The organism is Brevundimonas intermedia, from assembly GCF_027922165.1.
Taxonomy (GTDB): domain Bacteria; phylum Pseudomonadota; class Alphaproteobacteria; order Caulobacterales; family Caulobacteraceae; genus Brevundimonas; species Brevundimonas intermedia.
Window position 1 is genome coordinate 111,294 of sequence record NZ_BSFD01000004.1, and the last position, 23,102, is coordinate 134,395.

At 66.3% G+C, this 23,102-nt stretch carries 20 protein-coding genes; 3 read left to right on the forward strand and 17 right to left on the reverse strand.

All coding sequences use genetic code 11. The features are described 5' to 3' along the window. The first annotated feature begins 52 nt into the window (after positions 1-52). Positions 53-1,879, forward strand: coding sequence for a methyl-accepting chemotaxis protein (locus PKE72_RS08690; protein ID WP_271164984.1), 1,827 nt, complete (start codon positions 53-55; stop codon positions 1,877-1,879). A 90-nt stretch (positions 1,880-1,969) separates the two neighbouring features. Here the strand turns inward: PKE72_RS08690 and lpdA are convergent, their stop codons facing one another. The 3 genes from lpdA to PKE72_RS08705 all read right to left on the reverse strand — a co-directional run bounded on the left by lpdA (position 1,970) and on the right by PKE72_RS08705 (position 7,912). Continuing rightward, positions 1,970-3,376 carry a dihydrolipoyl dehydrogenase gene (lpdA, locus tag PKE72_RS08695; RefSeq protein WP_271164985.1) on the reverse strand — a complete coding sequence of 469 codons (1,407 nt, stop codon included), beginning with the start codon at positions 3,374-3,376 and terminating at the stop codon, positions 1,970-1,972. 123 nt (positions 3,377-3,499) lie between these two features. Continuing rightward, positions 3,500-5,386 carry a PAS domain-containing sensor histidine kinase gene (locus PKE72_RS08700; RefSeq protein ID WP_271164986.1) on the reverse strand — a complete coding sequence of 629 codons (1,887 nt, stop codon included), beginning with the start codon at positions 5,384-5,386 and terminating at the stop codon, positions 3,500-3,502. Between the two features lie 216 nt (positions 5,387-5,602). Continuing rightward, the gene (locus tag PKE72_RS08705) at positions 5,603-7,912 is read right to left on the reverse strand and encodes a TonB-dependent receptor plug domain-containing protein (RefSeq protein ID WP_271164987.1); all 2,310 of its coding nucleotides are present in this window, start codon (positions 7,910-7,912) and stop codon (positions 5,603-5,605) included. Between the two features lie 238 nt (positions 7,913-8,150). Here PKE72_RS08705 and PKE72_RS08710 point away from each other — a divergent pair, with 238 nt between their 5' ends. After that, on the forward strand, positions 8,151-9,272 hold the full coding sequence (locus PKE72_RS08710) for a phytase (RefSeq protein WP_271164988.1): 1,122 nt from the start codon (positions 8,151-8,153) through the stop codon (positions 9,270-9,272). Between the two features lie 4 nt (positions 9,273-9,276). On the opposite strand, the gene PKE72_RS08715 is transcribed toward PKE72_RS08710, so the two are convergent. From PKE72_RS08715 to chvI, 5 genes are all read right to left on the reverse strand, one after another. Further along, positions 9,277-9,549 carry an HPr family phosphocarrier protein gene (locus tag PKE72_RS08715; protein WP_271164989.1) on the reverse strand — a complete coding sequence of 91 codons (273 nt, stop codon included), beginning with the start codon at positions 9,547-9,549 and terminating at the stop codon, positions 9,277-9,279. Continuing rightward, positions 9,546-9,950 carry a PTS sugar transporter subunit IIA gene (locus PKE72_RS08720; RefSeq protein WP_135193946.1) on the reverse strand — a complete coding sequence of 135 codons (405 nt, stop codon included), beginning with the start codon at positions 9,948-9,950 and terminating at the stop codon, positions 9,546-9,548. The genes PKE72_RS08715 and PKE72_RS08720 overlap by 4 nt, the downstream gene beginning before the upstream one ends. Before the next feature lie 119 nt (positions 9,951-10,069). Then, positions 10,070-10,498: an HPr kinase/phosphorylase gene (locus PKE72_RS08725; RefSeq protein WP_271164990.1), complete on the reverse strand. Its 429-nt coding sequence runs from the start codon at positions 10,496-10,498 to the stop codon at positions 10,070-10,072. Continuing rightward, entirely contained in the window at positions 10,495-12,135 is a 1,641-nt protein-coding gene (chvG, locus tag PKE72_RS08730; RefSeq protein WP_271164991.1) for a two-component sensor histidine kinase ChvG, read from the reverse strand. Before chvG ends, PKE72_RS08725 begins: the two co-directional genes overlap by 4 nt. Further along, positions 12,104-12,808 carry a two-component response regulator ChvI gene (gene chvI, locus PKE72_RS08735; protein ID WP_271164992.1) on the reverse strand — a complete coding sequence of 235 codons (705 nt, stop codon included), beginning with the start codon at positions 12,806-12,808 and terminating at the stop codon, positions 12,104-12,106. The genes chvG and chvI overlap by 32 nt, the downstream gene beginning before the upstream one ends. 199 nt (positions 12,809-13,007) lie before the next feature. Between chvI and PKE72_RS08740 the strand changes: the two genes are divergently transcribed. Further along, positions 13,008-14,714, forward strand: a complete 1,707-nt coding sequence (locus PKE72_RS08740; RefSeq protein ID WP_271164993.1) for a hypothetical protein — start codon at positions 13,008-13,010, stop codon at positions 14,712-14,714. Positions 14,715-14,717: 3 nt separating this feature from the next. Here the strand turns inward: PKE72_RS08740 and PKE72_RS08745 are convergent, their stop codons facing one another. The 9 genes from PKE72_RS08745 to rho all read right to left on the reverse strand — a co-directional run bounded on the left by PKE72_RS08745 (position 14,718) and on the right by rho (position 23,085). After that, positions 14,718-15,074 (reverse strand): TFIIB-type zinc ribbon-containing protein, encoded by a 357-nt coding sequence (locus tag PKE72_RS08745; protein ID WP_271164994.1) that lies wholly within the window; start codon positions 15,072-15,074, stop codon positions 14,718-14,720. Positions 15,075-15,339: 265 nt separating this feature from the next. After that, on the reverse strand, positions 15,340-15,522 hold the full coding sequence (locus PKE72_RS08750) for a hypothetical protein (protein ID WP_271164995.1): 183 nt from the start codon (positions 15,520-15,522) through the stop codon (positions 15,340-15,342). A 46-nt stretch (positions 15,523-15,568) separates the two neighbouring features. Further along, complete coding sequence (locus tag PKE72_RS08755) at positions 15,569-16,450, reverse strand: ParB/RepB/Spo0J family partition protein (protein WP_271164996.1); 882 nt, start codon at positions 16,448-16,450, stop codon at positions 15,569-15,571. 38 nt (positions 16,451-16,488) lie between these two features. Further along, complete coding sequence (locus PKE72_RS08760; RefSeq protein WP_271165090.1) at positions 16,489-17,286, reverse strand: ParA family protein; 798 nt, start codon at positions 17,284-17,286, stop codon at positions 16,489-16,491. 4 nt (positions 17,287-17,290) lie between these two features. Then, positions 17,291-17,923 (reverse strand): 16S rRNA (guanine(527)-N(7))-methyltransferase RsmG, encoded by a 633-nt coding sequence (gene rsmG, locus PKE72_RS08765; RefSeq protein ID WP_271164997.1) that lies wholly within the window; start codon positions 17,921-17,923, stop codon positions 17,291-17,293. Beyond that, a complete protein-coding gene (gene mnmG, locus PKE72_RS08770; protein WP_271164998.1) occupies positions 17,923-19,791 on the reverse strand; it encodes a tRNA uridine-5-carboxymethylaminomethyl(34) synthesis enzyme MnmG in 1,869 nt (622 codons plus the stop codon). Before mnmG ends, rsmG begins: the two co-directional genes overlap by 1 nt. Before the next feature lie 116 nt (positions 19,792-19,907). Further along, the gene (gene mnmE, locus PKE72_RS08775) at positions 19,908-21,218 is read right to left on the reverse strand and encodes a tRNA uridine-5-carboxymethylaminomethyl(34) synthesis GTPase MnmE (RefSeq protein ID WP_271164999.1); all 1,311 of its coding nucleotides are present in this window, start codon (positions 21,216-21,218) and stop codon (positions 19,908-19,910) included. Positions 21,219-21,375: 157 nt separating this feature from the next. Next, the gene (locus tag PKE72_RS08780; RefSeq protein ID WP_271165000.1) at positions 21,376-21,600 is read right to left on the reverse strand and encodes a DUF6489 family protein; all 225 of its coding nucleotides are present in this window, start codon (positions 21,598-21,600) and stop codon (positions 21,376-21,378) included. Positions 21,601-21,642: 42 nt separating this feature from the next. Next, positions 21,643-23,085 carry a transcription termination factor Rho gene (gene rho / locus PKE72_RS08785; RefSeq protein ID WP_271165001.1) on the reverse strand — a complete coding sequence of 481 codons (1,443 nt, stop codon included), beginning with the start codon at positions 23,083-23,085 and terminating at the stop codon, positions 21,643-21,645. Between the last annotated feature and the right edge of the window lie 17 nt (positions 23,086-23,102).

Genomic DNA, 23,102 nt, shown 5'->3' on the forward strand with positions numbered 1-23,102 from the left:
CCTGTTCGCCGAAGATCAGTCTTAAGTTAGATTGAACTGTGCGGATTCGGCCATGAAACTCAGCGCGCTCTCCCTTTCGGCCAAGACGGCCTTGATGGTCATCGCCGCCCTCGGCGTGCTGACGCTCGTCCTGACAGCCGTGGCCGCCGTCCTGTTGACCCGCGACGCCGAAGCCCATGCCGCAGAGCGGCAAGAGGCCAATATGCGGGTCGCCTGGGACGTCCTGGCGGACTATGGCGACGGCTTCTCGGCGCGGGACGGTAAACTGTACGTCGGCTCGACGCCGATGAACGACTTCGTCGAGCCCGTGGACCGGATCAAGGCCCTGGTCGGCGGCACGGCCACTGTCTTCCTGAACGATCTTCGGGTCACCACCAATGTGGTCAAGGACGATGGATCGCGCGCCGTCGGCACCAAGCTGAAGCCCGGCCCCGTCTATGACGCCGTGCTGAAGTCCGGCAAGCCCTATCGCGGCCAGACGGAAATCCTCGGCAAACCCTATTTCGTCGCCTATGACCCGATCAAGAACGCTGCAGGCCAGACCATAGGCGTGCTGTACGTCGGCATTCCCAAGGTCGACTTCATGGCCTCGGTGAACCAGGTGATGATCGCCCTGTTCGCCTGCGGTCTGGTCGCCGCCCTGCTGGTGGTCGGGGTCTGCCTGGCCGTTTCGCGCCGGATGTTCTCTCCGCTGAAGGCCCTGTGCGAGCGGATGGAAGCCCTGCGTCAGGGCCGCACCGACTTCGACGCCCCCTGGGTCTCGCGCGGCGACGACATCGGCCAGATCTCCCGCGCGGTCATCGCCTTCCGCGACGCCGCCGTCCGCCAGAAGGAGAGCGAGGCCGAGACCGAGGCCATGCGCGAGACCGCTCGCGCCACCCGCGCCGCCGGCGAAGCCGAACGCGAACGTCTGGCCGAAGAAGACGCCGTGGTGGTCGAGGCCCTGGGCGACGGGCTGGCGGCCCTGGCGCGCGGCGACCTGAACCACCGCATCACCGTCACCTTCGCCGAGCGCAGCCGCAAGCTGAAGGAAGATTATAACGCCGCCGTCGACACCCTGGCGGGAACCATGGGCGACATCATCGAACTGGTCGGCGCCATGCGGGCGGGAACCACGGAGGTGTCAGGCGCCACCGACGACCTGTCGCGCCGCACCGAACGTCAGGCCGCCGCCCTGGAACAGACCGCCGCCGCCCTCGACCAAATCACCGTCACTGTCCGCAAGACGGCGGAGGGCGCCCAGTCGGCGGCCGACATCACGGCCCAAGCCCGTGGGGGGGCCGACGCGCGCGAACAGATCATCGCCGACACCACAGCCGCCATGGGCGAGATCGAGGCCACCTCGGGCCGGATCAGCGAAATCATCGGCGTCATCGACGAAATCGCGTTCCAGACCAATCTGTTGGCTCTAAACGCGGGCGTCGAGGCGGCCCGTGCGGGCGAGGCGGGTCGCGGCTTCGCCGTCGTGGCCTCCGAAGTGCGCGCCCTGGCGCAACGCTCGGCCGACGCCGCGCGAGAGATCAAGGGCCTGATCGCCGCCTCCAGCGCCAGCGTCGGCGAAGGCGCCCGGCTGATGTCCCAGACCGGCGGCGCCCTGACCGCCCTGATCAGCCAGGTGGCCGAGATCAACCAGCTGGCGGCCGATATCGCCGCCTCGGCCAAGGAACAGGCCGTCGGCCTGGCCGAGATCAACGTCGCCGTGAACCAGATGGACCAGACGACCCAGCAGAACGCCGCCATGGTCGAACAGACCACCGCCGCCAACCAGGCCCTGAGCCAGGAGGCCGAGAAGCTGGCCGAACTGGTGTCGCGTTTCCGTATCGGCGAGACCGCGCGCGGCGGTCATGGGCAGGATGACCGGACGTCCTGGGCCGCCTAGGCCCTATCCGCCCGGACCCAGACAAAAGGCCCGCCCGGCGATCCCCGGGCGGGCCTCTTTCATTTCAGACGCCTGGCCAGTCGCGCCTGATCAGGCCTGCATCATCCAGCCTTCGACATCCATGGCGGCCTGTCGCACGGCCTCCGAACGGGTCGGGTGGGCGTGGCAGGTGCGGGCGATGTCTTCCGAGGCGCCGCCGAAGCTCATGGTGATGGCGGCTTCGTGGATCATTTCGCCGGCCTGGGGGCCCATGATGTGGACGCCCAGAACCTTGTCGGTGGCGGCGTCGGCCAGCACCTTGGCGAAACCGTCGGTCTCGTGGTTGATCTTGGCGCGGCTGTTGGCGGTGAAGGGGAATTTGCCCTTCTTGTAGGCGACGCCGGCGGCCTTCAACTGGTCCTCGGTCTGACCGACCCAGGCCACTTCGGGGAAGGTGTAGACCACGCTGGGGACCAGGGCGTAGTCGACGTGGCCGTATTTGCCGGCGATGGTGTCGATCACGGCCACGGCGTCTTCTTCCGCCTTGTGGGCCAGCATCGGGCCGTGGGTCACGTCGCCGATCACCCACACGCCATCCGCCACCTTGAAGTGGTCATGGTCGATGAAGCCGCGCTTGTCCGGCGTGACGCCGACGCTCTCCAGACCCAGGCCCTCGGTGTAGGGGCGGCGGCCGATGGCGACCAGGACGACGTCGCCCTTGAGGGTCTCGGCAGCGCCGCCGGCCGACGGTTCAACCGTCAGCTCGACCCCGTCCTTGACCGACTTGGCGCCCGTGACCTTGGCGCCAAGTTTGAAGCTCATGCCCTGTTTGGTCAGGGTGCGCTGGAAGGCGGTGGCGACCTCGGTGTCCATGCCCGGCGTGATCCGGTCCAGGAACTCGACCACCGTCACCTCGGCGCCCAAGCGACGCCAGACCGAGCCCAGTTCCAGGCCGATGATGCCGGCGCCGATGACGATCAGCTTCTTCGGCACGGCCGGCAGCGACAGGGCGCCGGTGGAATCGATCACCTTGCCGTCTTCGAAGGCGACGCCGGGCAGGGGGGTGGGCTCCGAGCCCGTGGCGATGACGATGTTCTTGGCGTCCAGCGTCTGGACCGAACCGTCGGCGGCGGTCACCTCGACCTTGCCTTTTCCTACGATCTTGCCGCGACCCTTGATCCAGTCGGCCTTGTTCTTCTTGAACAGGAATTCGATCCCCTTGGTCAGGGCGGTGACGCTGTCGTCCTTGGACTTGTGCATCTGACCCAGGTTCAGCTTGGGCTGGACCTCGATGCCGATCTTGGCGAATTCGCTGTTGGCGGCGTCGAACATTTCCGACGCGTGCAGCAGAGCCTTGGACGGCATGCAGCCGACGTTCAGGCAGGTGCCGCCCAGGGTGGCGCGCATCTCGACACAGGCGACCTTCAGGCCCAGCTGGCCGGCGCGGATCGCGGCGTTATAGCCGCCGGGGCCCCCGCCGATGATGACGACGTCGTAGGGAGCGGTGGCTTCGGCCATGATATCCTCTGGTCTTCTGGCGCGTGGGGGCAGGCGGGCGGACACTAGCGCCGACCCGGCAAGGGTCAACCGCCGCGCATCATATGGGGCGTCGGAATCGACCTTTGCAGGGGGCGGCGGCGCTCAGGACGCGGTTTCTGGCGCCGTTTCGTCCGTAGAAGGCCGGTTTTCGACACGCTCTCCATCGGCATCGCGCTCCGACGGCAGGGTGACGGAGACTTCCGCCCCTTCGCCTGGGGTGCTGTCGATGGCCAGGACTCCTTCGGACTGCCGCGCAAAGGCAAAGGCCTGCGACAGGCCCAGGCCCGCGGCGTCGGGACGGGTGGTGAAGAAGGGCTCGGCCGCGCGCCTCAGGGTGTCGGCGTCCATGCCCGGGCCGGAATCGCGCACGCTCAGCTTCAGGCCGCCGTCCGGAAGGACCGCCAGACGAACCGCGACCGAACCCGCGCCATTCGAGGCTTCGACCGCGTTTCGGGTCAGGGCCAGAACCGCGCCCTCGAAAGCCGCGGGATCGATCAAGGCGAAGGCGGGCTGGGCGGGCGTCTCGATCATCAGGTCGATGGCCGATCCCGCCAGCAGGCGCAGCTTGGTCTCCAGCCCGGACAGCAGCACCCCTATATCCAACCGCTGCAGATTGGTCCGGTCCTCGTCCTGGGAAAAGGCGCTCAGACGCCGGGTCAGGCGTTCGCCGCGCTGACCGGCGGCCAGGGCGGCCTGGCCCAGGCGACGGACGCGCTCGGGCTCATCGACATGGCGCAACATCAGGTCGAGGGCCGAAGTCATGACCCCCAGCAGGGCGTTGAAATCATGGGTCACGCCGCCGGCCAGACGTCCGACATTGGCCATGCGGCGCTCGGCCTCCAGTTCGGCGCGGACCGCGCGTTTGGCCTCTTCCGCCTGCGCTATCGTATCCAGCAGGGCCTGGTTGTGGGCCGCCAGGATCTCGCGTTCGCGCTGCGCAAAATCGGCCTGGGCCGCCTGGATCGCCGAGGCCACCGGATCGGAGTCGTCCGGGGCGTCCTCGATTTGCAACGCCAAATCGGACTGGGCCTCTGCCAAGCTAACAACTGGTTGGGCGGTCGAGGCCTCCACCATGGGGGCGCCGGCCAGAAGGATGGCGTCCGGCCGGTCGGTCTCGTCGGTCAGCGTCAGCAGGGTCCAGCGGATGCCCGCGCCGTCGGCGTCGACCGTCTCGATCGGCGCCGGACTCTCGTCCTCGATGGACAGGGCGGCGCGCAGGGCCTGACGGCCTTCGGTGCGGCGGTCCAGCGGCAGGAACAGATCAGCGAAGTCGGAGCCCGTCACGCCTTCGCCGCGCCCCAGCATGACCAGGGCGGTGCGATTGGCCTGGCGGATGCGGCCTTCGGTATCGACCACGACCAGGGCGCTGGACGCGGCGTCGAACACCCGGTCGGCCAGGCTGACGCGGCCCGGCGGCGGCGGGGGCGGCGGGGCGGGCTCGATCGCCGGGGTGGTCAGGACGTCGGTTTCGACGATGGCCGCGATGGAGCCGGTGACCTGACCCCTGTCGTTCTCGATCGGCATGGCGGTGACCGAGACCAGCATCTTCTTGCGGGTCGCCGCATTCATCATCAGGTGCTGGAAGCCCCGCACCGTCTGACCGCGCAGGGCGCGGGCGCTGGGCAGAAGATCCGCCGGAATGGGCTTGCCGTCCGGGAAGGTGATGCCCCAGGTCGCCGAATGGAAGCGCAGGCCCAGCAATTCGGCGTCGCGCCGACCCAGCAGCTGATGGGCCGCGCGGTTGGCGAAGACGAACTTGCCGGTGCTGTCGGTCTCGACCATGGCCACAGGCACGGCGTTCATGGTCTCGAACAGACGCTTGTCCGAGGACTCGGCGACCTTCTGCACGAGGTCGAGCTGATCAGTGGCGCTGGCGTGGCGGGCGCCGTGGGTGACGGCGAACCAGAGAGCGACGGCGGCTATGGCATAGCCGACGACGGCCAGAATGCCGAAGATCAGCGTCCAGTTGACCTCGCCTTCGAGGAACATCGATCGATCCGTCTCAATTTGGGGCGCGGCCCGCCCGTTCTCGGCCCTGCTGTGCAAGGGCTGAACCAGCGATCCGACGATTGGGGAGTGTGGGAACAGCCTGACGACATCGGCATGGGCGCCGTCAAGCGCCTGAGACGCGACTTGTTCACCGCGCATGAAAAAAGGGCCGGACGTCGCCGTCCGGCCCTTTCGTCAATGGTCTTTGGAGTGACCTTAGAAGGCCATCCGGGCGACGATTTGATACCAGGGGCCGGCCGATTCCGTCTCCAGTTCATACTCGTCGTAGTCGCGGTCGATCTGTTCGGCCTCGGTGTTGAACTTGTCGAACACCTCGTCCTTCGACGAGTCGAGCAGGTTCGAACCGGTCAGGCGGATGACGATGTTTTCGGCCACCTTCTTCTCGATGAAGACCTCGAGGTCGGCGCCGTAGCTGGTCTTCACCTCTTCCGAAACGACCCGAGACAGGGCGTCGCCCTGTTTGCGATAGGTCGCGCCGAAGGCGGCGCCCCAGGTCGAGATGTCGTGGGTGAAGCCGGCGTTGAAGACGTATTCCGACTGGCTGTTGAAGCGACGTTCGCCCATGAAGTCGTCCACGGCGCTGTCGAGCCAGGAGTAGTTCAGGAAGACGCCGGTCGTTTCCATGCCGATGAAGTCGAGCGGCGTCGAAAGATCGAACTCCAGGCCCCAGACTTGGCCGTCGCCGACGTTGTCGACGCTGTAGATGAAGGTGCCGTCGCCGCCCGAACCTTCATCTCCGGTGTTCACGTCTTCGATCAGGTCGGTGATGTCGCGATAGAAGGCGTTGACGCCAACGACGCCGCGACGGCCCAGGCGACGTTCGAAGCCGACGTCCGCACCCCAGGCCGATTCCGGCTGCAGGTTCGGGTTGCCGACGAAGTCGCTGTCGCCGACCTCTTCTTCCAGAAGCGCGGGAGAGAGACGGTCGAAGTTCGGACGGCGAACGGTTCGGGCGGCCGAGAAGGTCAGCCGGTCGGTGTCGTTCAGCTTGATCCGCAAGCTCGCCGACGGCAGCAGGAAGGCATAGTCGTTTTCAGTCTGCTGGAAGATGACAGGATCGCCCGATTGGTTGGTGTTGGCGTTGATCGTGGTGTCCGTGGTCTCGTAACGCAGGCCGGCTTCCCACTTGGCGGGGCCGTTTTCGCCCGACAGCATGACATAGGGGTCGATGCGGGTTTCCTCGATCGTGCTCAGGCCGCCGGGACCCGCGATGAAGGGACCGAAGGCCGGAACCGCCGGCCGGGCGGCCGGAGCGTTGGGCACGTTGAAACGGATACGGGTCGTATCCGCGATATTGCTGTCGCGATCCTTCTTCACGCCTTGGACGCCGAACTCGAGCGTGAGGCCGTTCGACAGGTCGCGCTTGTGTTCCAGTGCCAGCGAGGTTTCCTCGTCGGTGATATCGGTGCTGGTCGAATCGAGCGTGTAGCGATCCTCGTCGGGGAAGGGGATGATGGGGCGCCCTGTACCCTCGGAGCGCAGGTATTCAGACTCCCCTTCGAACTCGTACTGCTCGTCCTTGATCGAGGCGTAGCCGAGCTTGAACTTGGTCTCGCCGCCCAGCATTTCGCGGACATAGCGCAGGTTCAGCGACAGGTTGTCGGTCTGGATATCGACGTCGTTGTCGTTCACCGTGCTGATATTGGCGTCAGTCTCGACGCCATTGACGTACTCGATCGAGTCCTCGTCCTGATAGCGGTCCGTGCGAACGAAGACGCCCGACAGGTTCAGGCGGCCGCCGGCGACATCGACGTCGTATGAACCGTTGAAGGAGTAGTCAGTGCCGTCGCGGACGTCACTCTGCACCTCAGTGTTGTCGAGGGTGCCGTTCGGCTCGTCGAACCGCTGGCTGTACTTTTGCTTGGGATTGCGGCGGTCCTGGATATTGGCGCCCAGAAGCAGACGGCCCGGACCGGCCTGACCGCCCCAGACGGCGCCATAGGTGCCGCCCCATGAGCCGTATTCGCTGTCTTTCCAGTTCAGCGCGCCCAGCCGAACATAGCCGCCGTCCAGCGACAGGGCGTCGCGCAGGACGATGTTGATCGCGCCGGCGACGGCGTCGCCCGAGCGATTGGCCGAGGATGAACGAACGACCTCGACGCGCTCGATCAGTTCAGCCGGGATGCGATCGACGAAGAAGGAGCGGTCCACGCCGGCGCCGGGAACCCGCTCGCCGTTGATCAGGATTTGGGTGTAGCCCGAGTCCAGACCGCGCAGGCGCACGCCGTCGGACTCCAGCACGTCCGACAGGAAGGCGACCGACGGCACGCGCTTCAGGGCGTCGCCGGCGGTCAGCGGCTCGAAGCGCTGGAAATAGTCGAGGTCATAGGACAGGGTCGGAACGACATCGTCGGTGCGGTTCCGCATCGCCGGCTCGCCGGTGACGATGATTTCCTCGAGCGCGGTGACGGGCGCCGCGTTGGCTTCCTGGGCCTGAACCGCGCCGGCGAAGGCCAGCGAAGCGAGGGACGCGAGCGACGCGCCCGCGAGCAGTTGCAATCTCATGATCTTGATCCCCTGACGTCGGGCTATGCCTTCGACGAATGTTGGGCGCTTAAACTTGAGCGGCGACGCGTCCATGACGAATAGACGACGTCTAGTGCGAGCTTTTAAGTCGCGTGCGCGACAAGTGTGATGTGTGCGGATCAATGTTCGCCGAGCCGCCCGGCCTGCGGCGTCATCGTCCTTGACCGACCGACGGCGCCTGTGGTCTCGGGAGCCGTCCCTGGAGAGGAGGATCCCCATGAAGTCGTCCATCAAGCGCGCCGGCGCCCTGACCGCCACCGTCTGCCTTCTGGCCCTGTCCGGGGCGGCCCTGACGGCCTGCGCCACGCACGAAGTCGATTTCCAGGGCGAAGGCGAAGGCTTCGTCGGGCCGGGCGCGCCGGTTCAGGCGGTGCTGGAAACCCCGTCGGTCGGCACGGCCGGCCAGGACGCGGCTGACGATCCCGCCGTCTGGGCCTCGGCCTCGCCGGTGACGGTGATGGGCAAGACCACGCCGGGCTTCATCGCCGGAACGGACAAGAAGTCCGGCCTCTATATCTACGGCTTCGACGGCCAGATCCTGCAGTTCATGCCGGAAGGCCTGCTGAACAATGTCGATCTGACCGAAGGACTGAGCGTCGGGGGGCGGCCGCAAGTCGTCCTGGGCGCCAGCGACCGGACGCCGGGCAAGACCGGGATCTCCCTCTATCTGTTCGATCCAGCAGGAACCGGTGGGAACGGCGTACGGCCCTGGGGCGCCATCGCCACCGACGTGATCGAGCCCTATGGCTTCTGTTTCGCGCGGCGCGGCGCCGAAATCCATGCGATCCTGGTGGGCCATGAGGGCGAACTGCGTCAGTTCGTGCTGAGCGTGGATGCGGCGGGACAACCGGTCTCGCGCGAGGTGCGTCGCGCCGAGATCGGCACGATTTCCGAAGGCTGCGCCGCCGACGAGGCGACCGACGCCCTCTATATCGCCGAGGAAAACGTCGGCCTGTGGCGCTACGGCCTCAATCCGGCGAGCGGCGCGGCGCGCACCTTGGTGCAGCCGATCGCCAAAGACATTCTTGTCGCCGACGCCGAAGGCCTGACGACCCTGACGGACGGCGACAAACGCTATCTGATCGGCTCCAGCCAGGGCGACTCGACCTTCCCGGTCTGGCGCATCGACGGGACGGCGCCCGAGTACAAGGGCCGCTTCAAGATCGTGGACGGCGTCGTGGACGGGGTCACCGGCACGGACGGCCTGGCGGCCGCCAGCGGCGTGGTCGGCCCCTTCCCCGAGGGCCTGGTGGTGATCCAGGACGACGTGAACGACGTCGGCACCCAGAATTTCAAATATGTGGACTGGCGCGACATCCGCCGCGCTCTGGGGCTGTAAGCGCCTACTGATCCTCGTCGAATTTGCGGGCGACGAGGTCCGTCAGGGCCTCGATCGCTTCCTCGGCGTCAGCGCCTTCGGCCGCGACATCAATGCTGCAGCCGATGCCGGCCCCCAGCATCAGCAGGCCCATGATCGAGCGGGCGTCTACCGTCACCCCGTCACGCGTGACATGGATTTCGCTGTCGAAGCTGGAAGCCAGTTTGACGAACTTGGCCGAGGCGCGGGCGTGCAGGCCGCGCGTGTTGCAGATGTTCAGCGTCGCCTTAACCGTCATTTTTCGCCCGCGAGCACCCAGGACGCCACCGAGATATATTTCCGTCCGGCGTCCTGCGCATGAGCGACGCAGGATTCCAGCGTCTCGCGCCCCCGCACGCTGGCCAGTTTGATCAGCATGGGCAGGTTCAGGCCGGCGATGACCTCGGCATGGGTCTGTTCCATCACCGATATGGCCAGGTTGGACGGGGTGCCGCCGAACATGTCGGTCAGCAGAATCACGCCGTCGCCGTCATCGACAGCGGCGGCCGCATCGACGATGTCACGCCGACGGCGCTCCATATCGTCCTCAGGACCGATACAGATGGCCGCGACGCCGCGCTGCGGCCCGACCACATGCTCCATCGCCGATAGAAATTCAGAGGCCAGTCCCCCGTGGGTGACGATAACAAGGCCAATCATGAGAACTTCACTCGCATCCCACCCCGAACCATCCCCGGACTTCCCCGTGTCCGACAGGGAGGCCGGACGCGTCCGTTTGGGACCGCAAGGCCGGTGTCATAGACCCGTTATGCGCGGGTTCAAAGCGTCTGAAGTGCGACTGCGACCATGTCGACGGCCGAGGCGGGCCGGGGATCCAGGGCCAGAAGGGGCAGGTCTATCCCCGAGAAACGCCGCGATTGCGGCTCTGGCAGGCGTTCGACGGCCTCGGGCAGGCAGGCGACGGCTAGGACGATCCGAGCCGTCAACCGTGTCCTGACGGACACGATTCCGACCCCGCGCGCCTCGATACGGCCCGCGATGACGGCCGGAGCCGTGGTGTAAAGCGCGCCGCCGGAGGCCCAGACCTGGGTATAGTCGTCACTGACCAGCCGCCACCCCCGCCCGATCAACCGCAGGGCCAGGTCGCTCTTTCCGGCCCCGGACGGCCCCAGGATCATCACCCCCTTCCAGGCCCCGGCGTGGTGCACGGCCACCGTAGTGGCGTGGACGGGCGGTTCGGACGTCATGGCCGGCGCCCGAACCCGAGGGCGGAAGGCAGGCCGATCTCGAACCGGGCGCCGATCACCAGGCCATCGTCGCCTGTGCGGTTGGACGCCGTGACCAAACCGCCATGCGCCTCCACGATCTGTTTGACGATGGACAGGCCCAGGCCCGAGTTGGACCCGAAGGCCGCCCCCTTCGGCCGCGACGTATAGAAGCGCTCGAATACGGTCTCGAGGTTCTCAGGCGGTATGCCGGGGCCCTGATCTTCCACCCGGACACGGATCGGCAGATCGCCCTCGACCTCTTCCAGCACCACCCGCACCTCGCCGTCGGCCGGACTGAAGGATCGGGCATTGTCGATCAGATTGCGGAACACCTGGCCCAGGGGACCGTCGCGGCCCGCCACCTTCAGGGTCTGGGAAGGGCGTTCGAACCGCACAGGGATTTCGCCTGGGCGGGCCGTCGTCTCGTAGACGCTGACGATATCAGCCAGCAGTCTATTCAGATCAATGGGGCGGGGCCGGTCACGCGACAGCTCCGCGTCCAGGCGCGAGGCGTTGGAAATGTCGGTGATCAGCCGGTCAAGCCTACGTACGTCCTGTTGCAGCAGGTTGGTCAGCTTCTCCCTCTGGGCGTCGGTCTTGACCAGGGGCAGGGTTTCGAGAGCCGAGCGGATCGAGGTCAAAGGGTTCTTGATCTCGTGCGACACGTCGGCGGCGAACCGCTCGATGGCGTCCATCCGCGTGGACAGGGTGTCAGTCATGGATTCCAGCGACCGCGCCAGATCGCCGATCTCGTCCTTGCGCTCTTCCAGATCAGGCAGGGAGATGGCCCGCGCCCGCTGCAGCTTAACCTGATCGGCCGCCGCAGACAGCCGCATGATTGGCCGCGCCACGAACAGGTGCAACACCAGCGACGCCAGCAGATTGACGGCCAGGGCCACCAGGGCGAAGGGCACCAGGGCCCGTCGCTGGTCGTCCAGGATTTCATCGACGTTGCCAGCTTCCAGGGTCAGAACGCCCAGGACCTGGCGCACATGGCGGATGGGGATGGAGACAGACACGACCCGATCGCCGGACTCGTTGCGGCGTACGGTGGTCTGGGGCTCGCCGGCGAGGGCGCGTTCGACCTCCGCGGCGACCTCCGCCTCGACCTGTCGCTTGTGCTCGGCGTCGCGGTCGGTCTTTTCGGCCTGGTCGGCAGGCAGGGGGGAACCGGCCGGATGCGCCGGCGGCAGGGCCTGGCCGGGAATATTCTCGGTCACCTCATAGCTGTCGATGACCGGCAGGCCGTTGATGTCGTACAGACGCACCCGCTGACCGTTGGGCACGAAATTGTCACGCAGCCAGTTGGCGGCCTGGCCGACGTCGAGCTCGGGCGTCGGCACCCCCCGACTGATGCCCAGCTCGCCCAGCACATTGCCGAGCAGTTCCGCCTGCACCGTCAAGGATTCCTGACGGGCCTGGATCAGGCCCTGGCGCCATTCGTTCAGCACCAGGGCGCCGCCGAACAGGATCAGCAGGCTGAGCAGGTTGAGGGCCAGGATAAACCCGCCCAGCCGCGACCCGCCGAAGCGAAGCCTCGGCTGGCGGGTAGGGTCCTCGTCGGGCTCGCGCCCGCCGGGATGATCAGCTTTCGCGGTAGCGGTAGCCGACGCCATACAGGGTCTCGATCGCGTCGAACTCATTGTCCACGGCGCGGAACTTCTTGCGCATCCGCTTGACGTGGCTGTCGATGGTGCGGTCGTCGACATAGACCTGATCGTCGTAGGCGGCGTCCATCAGATTGTCGCGGCTCTTCACGAAACCCGGGCGCTGGGCCAGGGCCTGCAGCAGCAGGAACTCGGTGACGGTCAGCTTTACCGGCTTGCCGTCCCAGGTCGATTCGTGCCGGGCCGGGTCCATGCTCAGCTTGCCGCGCTTGATCGCCTTGCCCGAGACTTCGGCCGAGGGCTCAGGTTCGATCCCGTCGGCGCCGGTGCGGCGCAGCAGGGCCTTGACCCGTTCGATCAGCAGCCGCTGGCTGAAGGGCTTGTGGATATAGTCGTCGGCGCCGAGGTTGAAGCCGAGGATCTCGTCGATCTCCTCATCCTTCGAGGTCAGCATGATCACAGGAATCTGCGAGGTCTGGCGCAGGCGGCGCAGCACCTCCATCCCGTCCATGCGCGGCATCTTCACGTCGAGGATGGCCAGGTCCGGCGGGGTGCTTTCCAGCGCCGCCAGGCCTGAAGCCCCGTCGTGATAGGCCGTGATCTTGTGGCCATGGCTTTCCAGCGCCAGCGAGACGGACGCCACAATGTTCTCGTCGTCGTCGACCAGGGTGATATTGGCCAAGTGGTCTTCTCCTGAACTTCCCGTTCCCGCGAACGAGAACGCACGGCAAGCGTAACCGTTCGATCACGGTCACATTAGGGCCAAGGCAGATGGGCCGCCAAGCCGCCGGTTTCAACGATAGACGGATCGGTTTCCGTCGGCGCAAGGAAAATTCACCCTGAAAACTCCGTTTTAAAGGCTTGGCCCCCAGGGTCCGCGCATGGCCGGTCCGATTCACTATGAAGTCTATATCCGCAGGACGGTTCCGGCGTCCTGGTCCCTGCTGATCGCGACCGAGGACCGCAAACATGCGCTCGAGACCGCCGAGGACCAGCTGTCCAACCGCTTGGCCGCCGCCGCCCGCGTCACAAAGGAGACGCTGGACCCGGACACGATGGAGTTCAACAGCCTCACCATCCTGACGATCGGCGCGCCGGAGGAAAAGAAGAAGCCCAAGCCGACCGAGGCCGCTCGCCCTGCCTGCAGCGCCCCGGCCGAACTCTATACGCCCCATGCGCGGGCCCTGATCGCCCGGGTGCTGGAGGACTGGCTGAAGCGGCAGGGGGTGACGGCGTTCGAACTGCTGCACCGGCCGGACCTGGCGGAGCGTCTCGACGCCTCGGGCGTGGAGCTTCAGCACGCCGTCCAGAAAGTCGCCGTGCCGGAAAGCCAGGCCAGCGGACAGGATTTGCACGCCGTCGTGCGCCACTACCAGCGGCTCGCCGAGGAGTCGGTCGCGCGCCTGATCAAGGCCGGCCGGGCAGGCCTTTTCCCTTCGTTGAAGAACCAGTCGATCGCCGACCTGGCCCATCGTCTGATCGCGACCCAGGATCGGACCTTCGTCATGGGCGGCGTGATCGCCCACGGCCTGGCCGATCGCAAGGGGGCGCGCGAGCGGTTGGACTGTCTGATGGATATGGTCGCGGCCGCCCCGCCGGACGGCCAGCCTCGCGCCCTGGTGCTGGGCGCAGTCGAGCAGATCGCGTCCGAGATGCTGGCGGTCCGGTCCAATCTGGCGGAGATTCTCGGTCCCTCGCTGGATCACGGAGCCAGTCTGGCCGCCGTGGTGCGCATGATCGCACCCCGAGAGGTCGAACGGCTGATCGGCCTGGACCCCCGGATGGCCCTGATGACCCCCGTGGTGGAAGGCCCTGCGGCGCGCCTCGGTCAGGGTCTGGCGGACGGCTATTTCCCGAAACTATCGACGTCGCTCGCCCGGATGGTGACGCGCGAACTGGCGAGCCAGAGACGCCTCAGGGCCAATGACCCGGTCGGAGAGATCGACATCCTGCGGACCCTCGCCATGGCCCTGACGGCGGCGGCGGGACGACTGCTGACGCTGGAGGAGGTGCAGAACGCCTTCGTTGACCGCTCAAAGAGCCTGGTCACCCCCGACTTCGTCGCCGCCTATGTCAGTCAGTGCAAGACGGTCCTGTCGGAGGCCGAATATCTGACGCGACTGTGCGAAAACGTCACCGGCGGCGCCAACAAACGGGCGGCGGCGCGCTGGCTAAGCGCCTGTGTCACATCCCTTAGGCTGGAAAACGAGATGCGCCAGACGACGCCCGGCGGGCCCAGCGTGTCGCAGAAACTGCTCGTCCTCGCTCGACTTCAAAGGTCGGTGCGCGCCGTGCAGCTGGGCGATATCGACGAGAGAGAAATTTCGACCGCAATCGGCGTCCTGGGCGGAACGCTGGAGGCGGACGCCGGCCTGCTGAGCCAGATCGGACGGGCCCAGGCCACGCCGGTTCAGAAGCTGACGGCCCTGATGAAGATGATCACCGGCGAGACCGCTCCGCTGGGCCCGGCGGCGGACCGGGCGCGCAGCGAAGCCATCAAGATGCTGCGCCTGCCCGAAATCCGCGACGCCACAGCCGGCGAGGCGGCGCTTCAGGCCATGATGCAGGCTGCCGGTCTGAAGATCTGACCCTCAGTCGAAGATGTCGAAGATGCTGTCGCGCTTCTTCTTCTTGTAGCGGTAATCGTCGTCGTCCCGACGGCGATCATCGCGATAGCCTCGATCATCCCCGTACGGCCGCGCGCCGCCGCCCCAGGGCTGAGCTTGGGGCTGAGCTTGGGGCTGAGGCGGCGGGGCATAGGACTGGGGCGGCGCCTGTGGCGCGGGCGCTGAGGCCCGTCCGTCCTGAGCCGCGGACTCCATCAGCTTTTCCAGTTCGCCACGATCAAGCCAAACGCCGCGGCAGGTGGGGCACATGTCGAACTGCACCCCGTCGCGATCCAGGGTCTGCATCGGGGAATTGTCGTTCGGGCACATCAGAAGGGGCATGAGGTCTCCACGCGGATCAGGAACAGGATCAAGAAACGGGCGCCGACGCGAGGGATCCGAGGGGGGCGGTCCGTTCGCATCGGCGCATCCGTACGGTGCGACATCGCATCGTCCCGACCCGGCGAGGCAGGGGAACACTCGCCGTTCGCGACGACGCCAGAGGGGCCCGTTCCGCGCATTCAACCTAGGCGCCGCGAGCCCGCCCCGCCATGCGTCCTGGCGCCACAGGGGGCCGCCCCCAGGCGCAACAGCCTTTGGTCCGGGACTAGCCCCGCTTGGACGCCTTGCGGAAGGCGGGCTGGGCCATAGCGACATTGCGCGCCGAGACGGTCTTTTCCTCGGCCTTGGCGCCGACCTGGGCGTTGAACCCGTGACCGGCCTTGGCCTTCTTGGCGGCGAGCGCCTGTTTCAGCTTGTCGGCGGCGGTCGGTGTCGGTTGATCGTTCATGCCGCCACCCTAGCACGGCTGCGCCCCCGAGTCTGGCCGAGAAGCCTCAGGTGCGCATTAACCGGCGGCACAGGTCGTCCAGCTGCTCCAACGAGCCATAGCGGATGGTCAGCTCGCCCTTGCCGCTACGATCGTTCAGCTGGACGTTCAGGCCCAGGGCGTCGGCCAGATCCTGCTGCAGGGCGGCGACGTCTGCGGCGCCCTCCCCTGCCGGCGCCGACGTCGCCTTGACCGGCTTGGGACCTTCCGCCGCGCGACGCGCCAGGGCCTCGACTTGGCGCACGTTCAGGCCCTCGTTGAAGGCCTGGTCGGCCAGGGCGGCGGCGTTGGGCGCGGTCACCAGGGCGCGCGCATGGCCGGCCGTCAGCTTGCCGTGCCGCACATACCACAGCACCTCTTCCGGCAGCTGCAGCAGACGCAGGGTGTTGGCGATATGGCTGCGGCTCTTGCCGACGATGCCCGCCACCTGGTCCTGGGTGCGGCCGAACCGCTCCATCAGCACCCGATAGGCGTCGGCCTCCTCCAGCGGGTTCAGATCGGCCCGCTGGACGTTTTCGATGATGGCGACTTCGAACACCTCGACGTCGTCCATTTCGCGGACGACGATCGGCACCTCGGTCAGGCGCGCGGCCTGAGCGGCGCGCCAACGGCGTTCGCCGGCGATAATCTGCCAGACCCCGTCTTCGCCGGGCTGGGTCCGGACCAGGATCGGCTGCAACACCCCCTTGTCGCGGATGGAGGCCGTAAGCTCTTCCAGATGCTCTTGGGTGAAGATCTTGCGCGGCTGGTCTGGGTTGGGCTTCAGGCTCTCGATCGGCGCCAGTTGGACACCCGAGGGCATGGGGGCGCCGGCCGCCGTCGGCGCCTCGACGTTCTCGCCCATCAGGGCCGACAAGCCGCGTCCCAGACCTCTTTGTCGTTCAGCCAAGATACTCTTCCGTTCTTCTAGAATTCAGACGCGCGGCGTCACGCCGCCAATTTCAGGCGCTGGCGCTCGCGTTTCACCACTTCCTTGGCCAGACGCAGATAGGCCTGGCTGCCGGCGCACTTCAGATCATAGATCAGAGCGGGCTTACCGAAGGACGGCGCCTCGGCCACCCGCACATTGCGCGGGATGACGCTGTCATAGACCTTGTCTCCGAAATGGGCGCGGACATCATTGGCCACCTGGCCCGACAAGGCGCTCCGACGATCGAACATGGTCAGGACCAGCCCCTGGATTTCCAGCGCCGGATTAAGGCTCTGCTTCACCATGTCGATCGTGCGCATCAACTGGCTCAAACCCTCCAGCGCGAAGAATTCGCATTGTAGCGGCACCAGAACCGCATCCGCCGCCGCCATGGCGTTCAGAGTCAGCAGGTTCAGAGAGGGCGGACAGTCGATCAGGACGTAGTCATACGCGGTAGGGCCGTCGTCATGCGCCCGCAAGGCGTCCCTCAGACGGTAGGATCGACGATCCGCCTGGCTCAGTTCAATCTCGACACCGGACATGTCAGCGTCTGCCGGCACGATCCAGAGGCCCGGAACCGTGGTCTGCACCGCAGCGTCATCAACCGAGCGCTGATCGACCACCACGTCATAGATGGTGACCCGCCGCGTTTCACGTGGAACGCCCAAGCCGGTAGACGCATTGCCCTGTGGGTCCATATCGACGATCAGAACCCGCTTGCCGATAGCCGCCAGGGCCGTGCCCAGGTTGATGGCAGTCGTCGTCTTGCCGACTCCGCCCTTCTGGTTGGACACGGCGAGAACGCGGGCAGGCAGTTTGCTAGTGCTGGGGGCGGGCACGTCGAACACTCCGGACTGTCACGATACGGCCGCGCGGGTCGCTTTGCGACGGGGCCAGTTCAGCTTCGAAATGCCAGGATTTCCGCGCCTCAATCAACTCGGATTCGGCCTTCTCCCCCTTAAGGAACAGACCTTGTGCACCCCTTTGGAAGTAGGGCTGTGCATAACCCAGCAGCCGCTCCATTGGCGCCACAGCCCGGGCCGTCACAATGTCACACGTGACGCCCTGTTCCTCAGCGCGCCCATTGATCACCGTCGCCGGCAGATCGAAAGCATCAACGATTTCCTGAAGGAATCGGCAGCGCTTGCCCAGGCTGTCGATCAACCAGACGTGCGCCCCGTCCCGCCCCTTCAACAACAGGGTCAGGACTACGCCGGGAAAACCGGCCCCTGCCCCCAGGTCGGCCCAGGTTCGGGCGTCGGGCGCATGGGTCAACAGCTGGGCGCTGTCCCAGGCGTGGCGATTCCAGAAGTCCGGCAAGCTGTCCGGCCCGACCAGATTCATCACCTCATTGGCGTCAGCCAGCCGAATGCGGAAGGCTTCGAGGTCCGCCATCTGCGCCGGAGACGCCCCCGTCCTGGCCTGAAACGCGGCGCGTTCATTGTCCAGCATCAGGCTGCGACCGAAGCTTTAGGCGCTTTTTTCACGTGGGCGAGCAAGGCCGTCAGAGCCCCCGGAGTCATCCCCTCGATCCGCCCCGCCTGGCCCAGGGTGCGCGGCTGAACCCGCACCAGCTTTTCGCGCACTTCATTCGACAGACTGCCGATCGCCGCATAGTCGAGGTCGGCGGGGAGAAGCAGATTCTCCTCCCGCCGCAAGGCTTCAGCGTCGATGGCCTGACGGTCAAGGTAGTTGGCGTAGCCGGCGTCGATCTCGACCTGCTCACGGACATCAAGATCCCATTCGGCGATGTCTGGCCGCATACTGACGAAATGATCCAGGCTCACATCCGGGAAGGCGAGCAGCTCCCGCATAGACCGTCGTCGCCCGTCGGCGTTAACGGGAATTCCCAGCGCATTGGCCTCTTTCGGCGTAAAGAGGGTTTCACGTGAAACAACACCGGCCACGGATAGTTTCTCAGCCTTGTCCGAAAACCGCCGGGCGCGGGCCGTACCGACGATTCCAACAGCCATACCGAGCGGCGTAAGCCTCTGATCGGCATTGTCCGCACGCAGAGTGAGCCGATACTCCGCCCGGCTTGTGAACATCCGATAGGGCTCGGTCACACCCCGCGTCACCAGATCGTCGATCATCACCCCGATATAGGCCTGCTCTCGGCCGAGGATCACCGGCCCCTGCCCGGCCGCCGCTCGCGCCGCGTTCAGCCCCGCCATCAGCCCCTGGGCCGCCGCCTCTTCATAGCCGGTCGTGCCGTTGATCTGACCGGCCAGATACAGGCCGGGCCGCTTCTTCACTTCCAGCGCCGGGCTCAGTTCACGGGGATCGACATAGTCGTATTCGATGGCATAGCCGTAACGGAACACCTCGACCGCCTCCAGGCCGGGGATGGTCCGCAGGAAGGCCAGCTGGGTCGCCTCCGACACCGAGGTCGAGATGCCGTTCGGATAGACGGTCGGATCGTCCAGACCCTCTGGCTCCAGGAAGATCTGGTGGCTGGTCTTGTCCGCAAACCGCACCACCTTGTCCTCTATGGAAGGACAATAGCGAGGCCCCCGCCCCGACAGCTTGCCCCCATAGACCGCGCTCTCACCAAGGTTCTCGGCGATGATCCGATGGGTCTCCTCAGTCGTGTGGGTCACGCCACAGGCGATCTGTTTCACGTGGATGCGGTCGGTCATAAAGGAGAAGGCCGACGGCGTCTCGTCCGCCTGCTGCATCTCCAGCCGATCCCAGGCGATGGTGCGTCCATCCAGCCGCGCCGGGGTGCCGGTCTTCAATCGACCCATCATCAGGTCTGCCGCGTGCAGATCCGCGGCGAGACCCGTCGAGGGATCTTCCCCATGACGTCCCGCAGGGATTCGCTCGTCGCCACGATGGATCACGCCATTCAGGAAGGTGCCGGTCGTCAGGACCACAGCCCCCGCCCCCAGGGTCTCGCCGTTGCCCGTCTTAACCCCGACGACGCGGTCGCCGGCCAGGATCAGGCCTTCCGCCGTCCCTGCCATCCGGCTCAGATTGGGCGTCGCCGCCAGCTCCGCCTGCATGGCCTCGCGATAAAGACGGCGGTCGATCTGACTGCGCGGCCCCCGAACAGCGGCCCCCTTTGACCGGTTCAAAAGCCGGAATTGGATGCCCGACACGTCGGCAAGACGCCCCATGATTCCATCCAGGGCGTCGATCTCGCGCACCAAGTGGCCCTTGCCCAGCCCCCCGATGGCGGGGTTGCACGACATCTCGCCGATGGTCTCAAGCTTCTGGGTCAACAGCAGGGTGCGGGCGCCCGCGCGCGCCGAGGCGGCCGCCGCTTCACAGCCGGCGTGGCCGCCGCCGATCACGACGACGTCGAAAGATTTATCCATGGGGGTGGTCATCCGCGCCACATAGGCCAAACGGGCGGATTTCGCCAGTCCCGGCGCTCAGGCCAGAGTTCGTCGAACGGGGTCATACTTACGGTGTTTCACGTGAAACACCGGTATTACTTTCCTATACAGAATGTGGAGAAGACTTCGCCGAGCACGTCCTCGACCCCGATCTCGCCCGTGACCCGCCCCAAGGCCCCCGCTGCGCGACGAAGATCATCGCCTGCCATTTCAGGCGCGATGGCCAGGGCGCGGCGGGCCGCATCCACCGCCTCAAGCGCCTCGGTCAATCGCAGCCTATGCCGCTCGCGCGTGATGGCCGGGAAGTCGGCGCCTGACAAGTCCAGCGCCAGCCGCTGCGCGATCCAGTCGTGCAAGCCGGCCAAACCTTCGCCTGTGCGGCTGCTGACACAGATCGACTCCAACCCCTCTCCGTCAAAGACCGCCATGCCCTCGTCCGCCTTATTGGCGACGATCAGGTCGCCGGGACGAATATAGTCCGCCGCTAGACCTTGTGGGTCTCCCGGCGCACGGACCCAAAGCCGCAACTCGGCTTCCTGCGCCCGACGCCGCGCCCGTCGGACCCCCTCGGCCTCGACCGGATCCTCGCTGTCTCGCAATCCCGCTGTGTCCGACAGGGTCACGGCATAGCCCCCGATCACCAGGTCTGCGTCCAGCACGTCCCGTGTCGTCCCTGCAATCGGGGTGACGATGGCGGCCTCCCGTTCGATCAGGGCATTGAACAGCGAGGACTTGCCGGCATTGGTCTCGCCGATCAGGACGATGCGATAACCGTCGCGCACCCGTTCGCCCCGGCGACCCGCCGCCACGGCCCGCCGCAGATCGTCCGCCAGCCGCTCCAGCACCGGTCCGGCTGTCAGCGCCAGATGGTCCGGCACATCCTCGTCCGGAAAATCGATCTCCGCCTCGACCAGGGCCAGGGCGTGCAACAGATCCCGGCGGAAACCGGCATAGGTGGCGCTGAGCTGCCCATCCAACTGACCCAAGGCCTGTCGCGCCTGGGCCGTCGTCTCGGCGTCGATCAGATCGGCCACCGCCTCGGCCTGGGCCAGGTCCATACGCCCGTTCTGAAACGCGCGCCGCGTGAACTCGCCTGGCTCGGCGGGCCGCAAACCCAGGGCGATCAAGGCCTGGCTGGCCGCCTCGACGACGGCTCGCCCCCCGTGCAAGTGCAGCTCGGCCGCGTCCTCGCCCGTATAGGAATTGGGCGCCACAAACCGCAGAACTAGCGCTTGGTCGATGTAGGCGCCGTCATGGGTCAGGTTTCGCACTGACGCCGTACGCGGCTTCAACCGGCCCGCGCCCATCGCGTTCAGGGTCGGCTCGACCGCCGGCCCCGACAGTCTCAGAACAGCAATGGCCCCCCGACCGGGCGGGGTGGCGAGGGCGAAGATGGTGTCGGTCATGATCCTGCTGTCTCCTCCCCGGTCCGCGGGGAGGTGGCGCGGCGCGTCTTCCGCGCCGTGACGGAGGGGCTCTTTCCGCACGACCGGCGCCTCTGCGACGTCACGACCCCTCCACTGCTTCGCGGCTCCCTCCCCCTCACAGGAGGAGGAACCGACATTATTTAACCGCCGCTTCCATCAAGCGCCGGAACTGGTCCTGGGCCTGAAGTCCGAAACTGGTCCAGGTCTTCATCAGTTCGTCGGGTTGCATGGCGGCGACATTGGCTTCCATCCGCTTCTGCATCTCGGCCACCATCGCCTCGTTCAGAGGCGTGACGTCGGGCAGGCCCAGAAAGGCCCGGGCCTCGGCCGGGGTGCAATCGATCTCGACTTGAACCTTCATGCCTGCGGTCTCCTGTTCCACGTGAAACCGTCAGACGACGGATCAGGTGTTCATCGACTGGAAGAAGTCCGAGTTGTTCTTCGACTGGCGCAGCTTGTCGAGCAGGAATTCGATCGCGTCCTGCGGACCCATCGGGTTCAGGATGCGGCGCAGGACATAGGTCTTGGCCAGCTGGTCCTTCGGCGTGATCAGGTCTTCCTTCCGGGTGCCGGACTTCAGCACGTCAATGGCGGGGAAGATGCGCTTGTCGGCGACCTTGCGGTCCAGCACGATTTCCGAGTTGCCGGTGCCCTTGAACTCTTCGAAGATCACCTCGTCCATGCGGCTGCCGGTGTCGATCAGGGCCGTGGCGATGATGGTTAGCGACCCACCCTGCTCCACATTCCGCGCGGCGCCGAAGAACCGCTTGGGCCGTTGCAGGGCGTTGGCGTCCACACCGCCGGTCAGCACCTTGCCCGACGAGGGCACGGTGGCGTTATAGGCCCGGCCCAGGCGAGTAATGGAGTCCAGCAGGATCACCACGTCCTTCTTGTGCTCGACCAGACGCTTGGCCTTTTCGATCACCATTTCGGCGACGGCGACGTGGCGCGTGGCCGGCTCGTCGAAGGTCGAGGCCACGACCTCGCCCTTGACCGTCCGTTGCATGTCGGTGACCTCTTCCGGCCGTTCGTCGATCAGCAGAACAATCAGGAAGACTTCCGGGTGGTTCCGCTCGATCGACTTGGCGATGTTCTGCAACATCACCGTCTTGCCGACGCGCGGCGGCGCCACGATCAGGCAGCGCTGGCCCTTGCCCAGCGGCGCGACGATGTCGATCACCCTGCCCGAACGGTCCTTCAGCGTCGGATCCTGGATCTCCATGTGCAGCCGCTCCTCGGGATAGAGGGGCGTCAGGTTGTCGAACAGGACCTTGGTCTTGACCATCTCGGGGTCTTCGAGATTGATCGTGTCGACCTTCAGCAGGGCGAAATAGCGCTCGCCTTCGCGCGGCGCCCGAACCGCGCCATGGACCGTATCGCCCGACCGCAGGCCGAAGCGGCGGATCTGCGAGGGCGAGACATAGACGTCATCCGGGCCGGGCAGGTAGTTGGCGTCCGAGCTGCGCAGGAAACCAAACCCGTCGGGCAGGATTTCCAGCACGCCGTCGGCGATGATCTCGACTTCCTCGTCGGCCAGAGCCTTCAGGATGGCGAACAACAGGTCCTGTTTGCGCAGGTTCGAGGCGTTCTCGACTTCCAGCTGTTCGGCAAAGGCCACTAGGTCGGCCGGCGTCTTCTCGTTCAGCTCGGCCAGGGTGATGCGACCGTTGGGCACGACCGATTCGCCGTCGTCGTCGTCGTCCGCCGTGGTGTCCACGCCCGAATCCGCACCCGCCGCCTCGCCGGCTTCATGCTCGGCGCCGTGATGGGTCGGGGCTTCGGCCCCCAAACTCTCAGTCTGGGCGTTTTCGGTCTCGGGGGTGTCGTTATCGGTGACGTCGGTCATGATACAGGCTCGCGGAC